Here is a 6,566-nt window from a genome sequence, read left to right on the forward strand (position 1 = left end):
GACCGCCGCCTACGGCCACTTCGGCCGCGAACTGCCCGACTTCACCTGGGAACACACCAACCGCGCCGAGCAGCTCAAGGCGGCCGCGGGCGGCTGAGCCCGATTTCCCGACGGCCGGGCCCGGCGCTATCGGCCGACACACGCACACCGGTGATCAGCGACCGAAGCGACCCAAGGAGTGCCCGTGCGCATCGCGGTGACAGGATCCATAGCCACCGACCACCTGATGGTCTTCCCCGGACGGATCGCGGACCAGCTGCTGCCCGAGCAGCTCGCTCACGTCTCGCTCTCCTTCCTCGTCGACCGCCTTGAGGTGCGCCGGGGCGGTGTCGCCGCCAACATCGCCTTCGGGCTCGGCGGCCTCGGCCTCGCACCCCTGCTGATCGGAGCGGTGGGCACGGACTTCGCCGAGTACGAGCTGTGGCTGAAGGAGCACGGCGTCGACACCGGAGGCGTGCACGTCTCCGCCGAACGGCAGACCGCCCGCTTCGTCTGCATCACCGACGAGGACGCCAACCAGATCGCCGCCTTCTACGCGGGCGCGATGGCCGAGGCGTCCGACATCGACCTGCGCCCGCTCGTCACCGGCCCCGACCGTCCCGGCCTCGTCCTGATCTCGCCCGACGACCCGGCGGCCATGCTGCGCCACACCGCCGAGTGCCGTGACCTCGGCATCCCCTTCGCGGCCGACCCCTCGCAGCAACTGGCCCGCCTGGACGGCTCCCAGGTCCGCGACCTCGTGGACGGCGCCACCTGGCTGTTCACCAACGAGTACGAGGCCGCACTCCTCAAGGAACGCACCGGCTGGAGCCGCGCCGACGTCCTCGCGACCGTCGGCACCTGGGTCACCACCCTGGGCGAGAAGGGCGTACGCCTCGAACGCCTCGGTCAGGCCCCCCTCGTCGTCCCCGCGATCCCCGACGCCCCCACGGCCGACCCGACCGGCGTCGGGGACGCCTTCCGCGTCGGCTTCCTTGCCGCCGTCGGCCAGGGCGCCCCGCTGGAGCCGGCGGCCCGACTGGGCTGCGCACTGGCCTCCGTCGTCCTCGGCGCGGTCGGTTCGCAGTCCTACGAGATCGACCGGACGCAGCTGTCCGGCATCGTCGAGCGCACCTACGGCCCCGGCGCGGCCCAGCCGCTCGCCGCTGTCCTGGGCGACCCGTCATGACCGCCCCCCACGCGACCCGCATCGCCGCCCTCCGCGAGGCGCTCGCCACCCGTGTGGTGGTCGCCGACGGAGCCATGGGCACCATGCTCCAGGCCCAGGACCCCACGCTCGAGGACTTCGAGAACCTCGAAGGCTGTAACGAGATCCTCAACGTGACCCGCCCGGACATCGTCCGCTCGGTGCACTCGGCGTACTTCGACGCCGGCGTCGACTGCGTGGAGACCAACACCTTCGGCGCGAACCACGCCGCCCTCGGCGAGTACGACATCCCCCAGCGCGTGCACGAACTGTCCGAAGCCGGCGCCCGCGTGGCCCGCGAGACGGCCGACGAGTACACGGCACGCGACGGCCGCCAGCGCTGGGTCCTGGGCTCCATGGGCCCCGGCACCAAGCTGCCCACCCTCGGCCACGCCCCCTACACCACCCTGCGCGACGCCTACCAGCAGAACGCCGAGGGCCTGATGGCGGGCGGCGCCGACGCGCTGCTGGTGGAGACCACCCAGGACCTGCTCCAGACCAAGGCCGCCGTCCTCGGCGCCCGCCGCGGCCTCGAAGCCCTCGGCCTGGACGTACCGCTCATCGTGTCGGTGACGGTGGAGTCGACCGGCACCATGCTGCTCGGCTCGGAGATCGGCGCCGCGCTGACCGCGCTGGAGCCCCTCGGCATCGACATGATCGGCCTGAACTGCGCAACCGGCCCCGCCGAGATGAGCGAGCACCTGCGCTACCTCGCCCGCCACTCCCGCATCCGGCTCTCCTGCATGCCGAACGCCGGCCTGCCGGTGCTGACCAAGGACGGCGCGCACTATCCGCTGGCCCCATCGGAATTGGCGGACGCGCAGGAGAACTTCGTCCGCGACTACGGCCTGTCCCTGATCGGGGGCTGCTGCGGTACGACCCCTGAGCACCTGCGGCAGATCGTCGAGCGGGTGCGGGGCATGGCACCGGGGGAGCGGGAACCGCGTCCGGAGCCCGGGGCGGCTTCGCTGTATCAGACGGTGCCGTTCCGTCAGGACACGTCCTATCTGGCGATCGGTGAGCGGACGAATGCCAACGGGTCGAAGAAGTTCCGGGAGGCGATGCTGGAGGGCCGCTGGGACGACTGTGTGGAGATGGCCCGGGATCAGATCCGTGAGGGCGCGCACATGCTGGATCTGTGCGTGGACTATGTCGGCCGTGACGGTGTGGCGGACATGGAGGAGCTGGCGGGCCGGTTCGCGACCGCCTCCACGCTGCCGATCGTGCTGGACTCCACCGAGGTCGACGTCATCCGGGCGGGGTTGGAGAAGCTGGGCGGGCGTGCGGTGATCAACTCCGTCAATTACGAGGACGGCGACGGTCCTGAGTCCCGGTTTGCGAAGGTCACCAGGCTGGCCCAGGAGCACGGGGCGGCGCTGATCGCGCTGACCATCGACGAGGAGGGCCAGGCCCGCACCCCCGAGGCCAAGGTCGCCATCGCCGAGCGGCTGATCGACGATCTCACCGGCAACTGGGGCATCCATGAGTCGGACATCCTCATCGACACCCTGACCTTCACCATCTGCACCGGTCAGGAGGAGTCCCGCAAGGATGGCATCGCCACCATCGAGGCGATCCGTGAGCTCAAGCGCCGCCACCCGGAGGTGCAGACCACGCTGGGGTTGTCGAACATCTCCTTCGGTCTGAATCCGGCCGCCCGGATCCTGTTGAACTCCGTGTTCCTGGACGAGTGTGTCAAGGCGGGGCTGGACTCGGCGATCGTGCACGCCTCGAAGATCCTGCCGATCGCGCGGTTCAGCGAGGAGGAGGTCACCACCGCCCTCGATCTGATCTACGACCGGCGTGCCGAGGGCTATGACCCGTTGCAGAAGCTGATGGCGCTGTTCGAGGGCGCGACGGCGAAGTCGCTGAAGGCGGGCAAGGCCGAGGAGCTGGCGGCGCTGCCGCTGGAGGAGCGGCTGAAGCGGCGGATCATCGACGGTGAGAAGAACGGTCTGGAGGCCGACCTCGCCGAGGCCCTGCGGGCCCGTCCGGCGCTGGACATCGTCAACGACACGCTGCTGGACGGCATGAAGGTCGTCGGTGAGCTGTTCGGCTCCGGTCAGATGCAGCTGCCGTTCGTGCTGCAGTCGGCCGAGGTGATGAAGTCGGCGGTGGCCTATCTGGAGCCGCACATGGAGAAGTCCGATGCCGAGGGCAAGGGCACGATCGTGCTGGCCACGGTGCGCGGCGATGTGCATGACATCGGCAAGAACCTGGTCGACATCATCTTGTCCAACAACGGCTACAACGTGGTCAACCTGGGCATCAAGCAGCCGGTCTCGGCGATCCTGGAGGCGGCCGAGGAGCACAGGGCCGATGTGATCGGCATGTCCGGGCTGCTGGTCAAGTCCACGGTGATCATGAAGGAGAACCTGGAAGAGCTCAACTCCCGTGGCATGGCCGCCGACTACCCGGTCATCCTCGGCGGCGCCGCCCTGACCCGCGCCTACGTCGAGCAGGACCTGCACGAGATCTACGAAGGCGAAGTCCGCTACGCCCGCGACGCCTTCGAGGGCCTGCGCCTGATGGACGCCCTCATCGGCGTCAAGCGAGTCCGCTACGCCCGCGACGCCTTCGAGGGCCTGCGCCTGATGGACGCCCTCATCGGCGTCAAGCGGGGCGTGCCCGGCGCGGCCCTGCCCGAACTCAAGCAACGCCGGGTCAAGCCTGTCGCGAGTGCGGTCGTCGTCGCGGAGAGCCCTGACGAAGGGGGACGCTCCGATGTCGCCGTCGACAACCCCGTCCCCACCCCGCCCTTCTGGGGCACCCGTGTCATCAAGGGCATCCAGCTGAAGGAGTACGCGTCCTGGCTGGACGAGGCCGCTCTGTTCAAGGGGCAGTGGGGGCTGAAGCAGGCGCGCGGCGGTGATGGGCCGACGTACGAGGAACTCGTCGAGACCGAGGGCCGGCCGCGGCTGCGCGGGCTGCTCGACAGGCTTCAGACCGAGAACCTCCTCGAGGCCGCCGTCGTACACGGCTACTTCCGCTGTGTGTCCAAGGGCGAGCACCTGATCCTGCTGGACGAGAACGGGGCCGAGCTGACCCGCTTCGCCTTCCCGCGTCAGCGCCGTGGCCGCCGCCTGTGCCTGGCCGACTTCTTCCGCCCGGAGGAGTCGGGGGAGACCGACGTCGTCGGCCTCCAGGTCGTGACCGTCGGCTCCCGAATCGGGGAGGAGACGGCCCGGCTCTTCGAGGCGAACTCCTACCGTGACTACCTCGAACTGCACGGCCTGTCCGTCCAGTTGGCGGAGGCCCTCGCCGAGTACTGGCACGCGCGGGTGCGCAGTGAGCTCGGTATCGCCGGGGGCGACCCGGGCTCGCTGGACGGCATGTTCCGCACCGAGTACCAGGGCTGCCGTTACTCGTTCGGCTACCCGGCCTGCCCCGACCTGGAGGACCGCGCGAAGATCGCCGACCTGCTCCGGCCGGAGCGCATCGGCGTCCACCTGTCCGAGGAGTTCCAGCTGCACCCCGAGCAGTCCACGGACGCGATCGTCCTGCACCACCCCGAAGCCAGTTACTTCAACGCCGGAGGCCGGGAGTGACGACCCTGCGCGACCTGCTCGACCGGGGAACCCCGACGTTCTCCTTCGAGTTCTTTCCGCCGAAGACACCCAAGGGCGAGCGGACGCTGTGGGAGGCGATCCGCCGGATCGAACCGCTGGCCCCGACCTTCGTCTCGGTCACCTACGGCGCCGGCGGCTCCTCCCGGGACCGTACCGTCGAGGTGACCAAGCGCATCGCGACCGAGACGACCCTGCGCCCCGTCGCCCATCTGACCGCGGTCGGGCACTCGGTGTCGGAGCTGCGGCACATCATCGGCCAGTACGCCGACGCCGGCGTCCGGGACGTCCTCGCCCTGCGCGGTGACCCGCCCGGCGACCCCAACGCCCCCTGGATCGCCCACCCCGACGGCTTCACCCACGCCCATGAACTGGTGCGCCTGGTCAAGGAGTCGGGGGAGTTCAGCGTCGGTGTGGCGGCCTTTCCCGAGCGCCATCCCCGCTCGGCCGACTGGGAGTCCGACATCCGGCACTTCGTCGCCAAGTGCAAGGCGGGCGCCGACTACGCGGTCACCCAGATGTTCTTCCACGTCGAGGACTATCTGCGGCTGCGCGACCGGGTCACCGCGGCCGGCTGCGACACCCCGATCATCCCGGAGATCATGCCGGCCACCGACGTACGCCAGATCGCCCGCTTCGCCGAACTCAGCGGCGCCGCCTTCCCCGAGGAACTCGCCCACCGCCTGGACGCCGCGCGCGGCAACCCGGCGGACGGTCACCGCATCGGCGTCGAGTACGCCACCGCGATGGCCGAGCGGCTCCTCGCCGAAGGCGCCCCCGGCCTGCACTACATCACCCTCAACAAGTCCACGGCGGCCCTGGACATCCACCGCAACGTGCTGGCGGCGACCCGCGTCACGGCGTGAGACCGGCGGCCCGCCGACCGAGCCGAACAGAGCAGGAGGAGCAGGTGTACGACAACCCGGAGGAAGACGGCCGGCAGCCCCACGACGTCCAGGTCCTCGCCCCGCCGCTCCGGCTCGCGGGCATCGACGAGGACGACTCCTGGGAGCCCCACGTCATACGCGGCATCGACTGACGCCCCCTGCTCCACCGGTCCACGAGTGGACCTTGGCAGCTTCCAGCGAGCGGCGACGCGGAGACGGTGTGGAGGGGGTCCGGCATGAACGGTCTGCTGCGCGGCGGTGCGCGGTGGTTGAAGAACCGCTGCCTGTGGCCGCTCTGGCGGTCCTTGGCGGCCTTCGGGGCCATGCACCTCGGCACCGGGGCGTCCCAGGACGCGGACCGGTACATGGCTGACGCCGCCACCGGCTCCCGGGGTTTTCTCGCGGGCCAGCTCTGGCGACGGCTCCTGGTGCTGCCGCCGGGGGTCGGTGGGCCACCACCCGCCCACCCCGAGCGACTCCGTGCTGATCTGCCGCTGACGGCGCAGGAACGGCTGCTCGCCCGGGACCTGTGGCCCGGTTACGAACAGCGCGTCCGCGACACCAACTGACTCACCCTTCCTGACTCACCATTCGATGAGGGCGAGTCCGGCGGCCATGCCGCCGCCGAAGCCGGCGAGGAGGATGAGGTGTGGACGATACTGGGATTGAACCAGTGACCTCTTCCGTGTCAGGGAAGCGCTCTCCCGCTGAGCTAATCGTCCTCGGGACCGTGATCCGAAGATCACGAGTACTGCGTGCGCGATACTGGGATTGAACCAGTGACCTCTTCCGTGTCAGGGAAGCGCTCTCCCGCTGAGCTAATCGCGCGGGTCAGACCTTCGATGAACTCTCGAAGATCCAGTGGACGATACTGGGATTGAACCAGTGACCTCTTCCGTGTCAGGGAAGCGCTCTCCCGCTGAGCTA

5 protein-coding genes and 3 tRNA genes are annotated in these 6,566 nt (G+C 69.8%); 5 read left to right on the forward strand and 3 right to left on the reverse strand.

Translation table 11 applies throughout. The features are described from left to right. Positions 1 to 184 precede the first annotated feature (184 nt). From DI272_RS39505 to DI272_RS39520, 5 genes are all read left to right on the forward strand, one after another. Positions 185 to 1,168: a carbohydrate kinase family protein gene (locus DI272_RS39505; RefSeq protein WP_109499974.1), complete on the forward strand. Its 984-nt coding sequence runs from the start codon at positions 185 to 187 to the stop codon at positions 1,166 to 1,168. Further along, positions 1,165 to 4,734, forward strand: coding sequence for a methionine synthase (metH, locus tag DI272_RS39510; RefSeq protein WP_109499975.1), 3,570 nt, complete (start codon positions 1,165 to 1,167; stop codon positions 4,732 to 4,734). The genes DI272_RS39505 and metH overlap by 4 nt, the downstream gene beginning before the upstream one ends. Next, a complete protein-coding gene (gene metF / locus DI272_RS39515) occupies positions 4,731 to 5,618 on the forward strand; it encodes a methylenetetrahydrofolate reductase [NAD(P)H] (protein WP_109499976.1) in 888 nt (295 codons plus the stop codon). Before metH ends, metF begins: the two co-directional genes overlap by 4 nt. Positions 5,619 to 5,662: 44 nt before the next feature. Then, positions 5,663 to 5,791 (forward strand): hypothetical protein, encoded by a 129-nt coding sequence (locus tag DI272_RS45775; RefSeq protein ID WP_258314808.1) that lies wholly within the window; start codon positions 5,663 to 5,665, stop codon positions 5,789 to 5,791. Between the two features lie 84 nt (positions 5,792 to 5,875). Then, a complete protein-coding gene (locus DI272_RS39520) occupies positions 5,876 to 6,208 on the forward strand; it encodes a DUF6059 family protein (protein ID WP_109499977.1) in 333 nt (110 codons plus the stop codon). 81 nt (positions 6,209 to 6,289) lie between these two features. On the opposite strand, the gene DI272_RS39525 is transcribed toward DI272_RS39520, so the two are convergent. The 3 genes from DI272_RS39525 to DI272_RS44780 all read right to left on the reverse strand — a co-directional run bounded on the left by DI272_RS39525 (position 6,290) and on the right by DI272_RS44780 (position 6,565). After that, positions 6,290 to 6,361 (reverse strand) — tRNA-Val (locus DI272_RS39525). A 34-nt stretch (positions 6,362 to 6,395) separates the two neighbouring features. After that, positions 6,396 to 6,467 (reverse strand) — tRNA-Val (locus tag DI272_RS39530). 34 nt (positions 6,468 to 6,501) lie between these two features. Beyond that, positions 6,502 to 6,565: transfer RNA gene (locus DI272_RS44780), tRNA-Val, on the reverse strand. Position 6,566: the final 1 nt, after the last annotated feature.

Origin of the sequence: Streptomyces sp. Act143, assembly GCF_003143935.1 — a bacterium.
GTDB lineage: Bacteria > Actinomycetota > Actinomycetes > Streptomycetales > Streptomycetaceae > Streptomyces.

What these genes read in the sequence shown, in the direction of transcription:
- metH (WP_109499975.1), top strand. Translation starts at nt 1,165, where the DNA reads ATGACCGCCCCCCACGCGACCCGCATCGCCGCCCTCCGCGAGGCGCTC.
- DI272_RS39520 (WP_109499977.1), top strand. Translation starts at nt 5,876, where the DNA reads ATGAACGGTCTGCTGCGCGGCGGTGCGCGGTGGTTGAAGAACCGCTGC.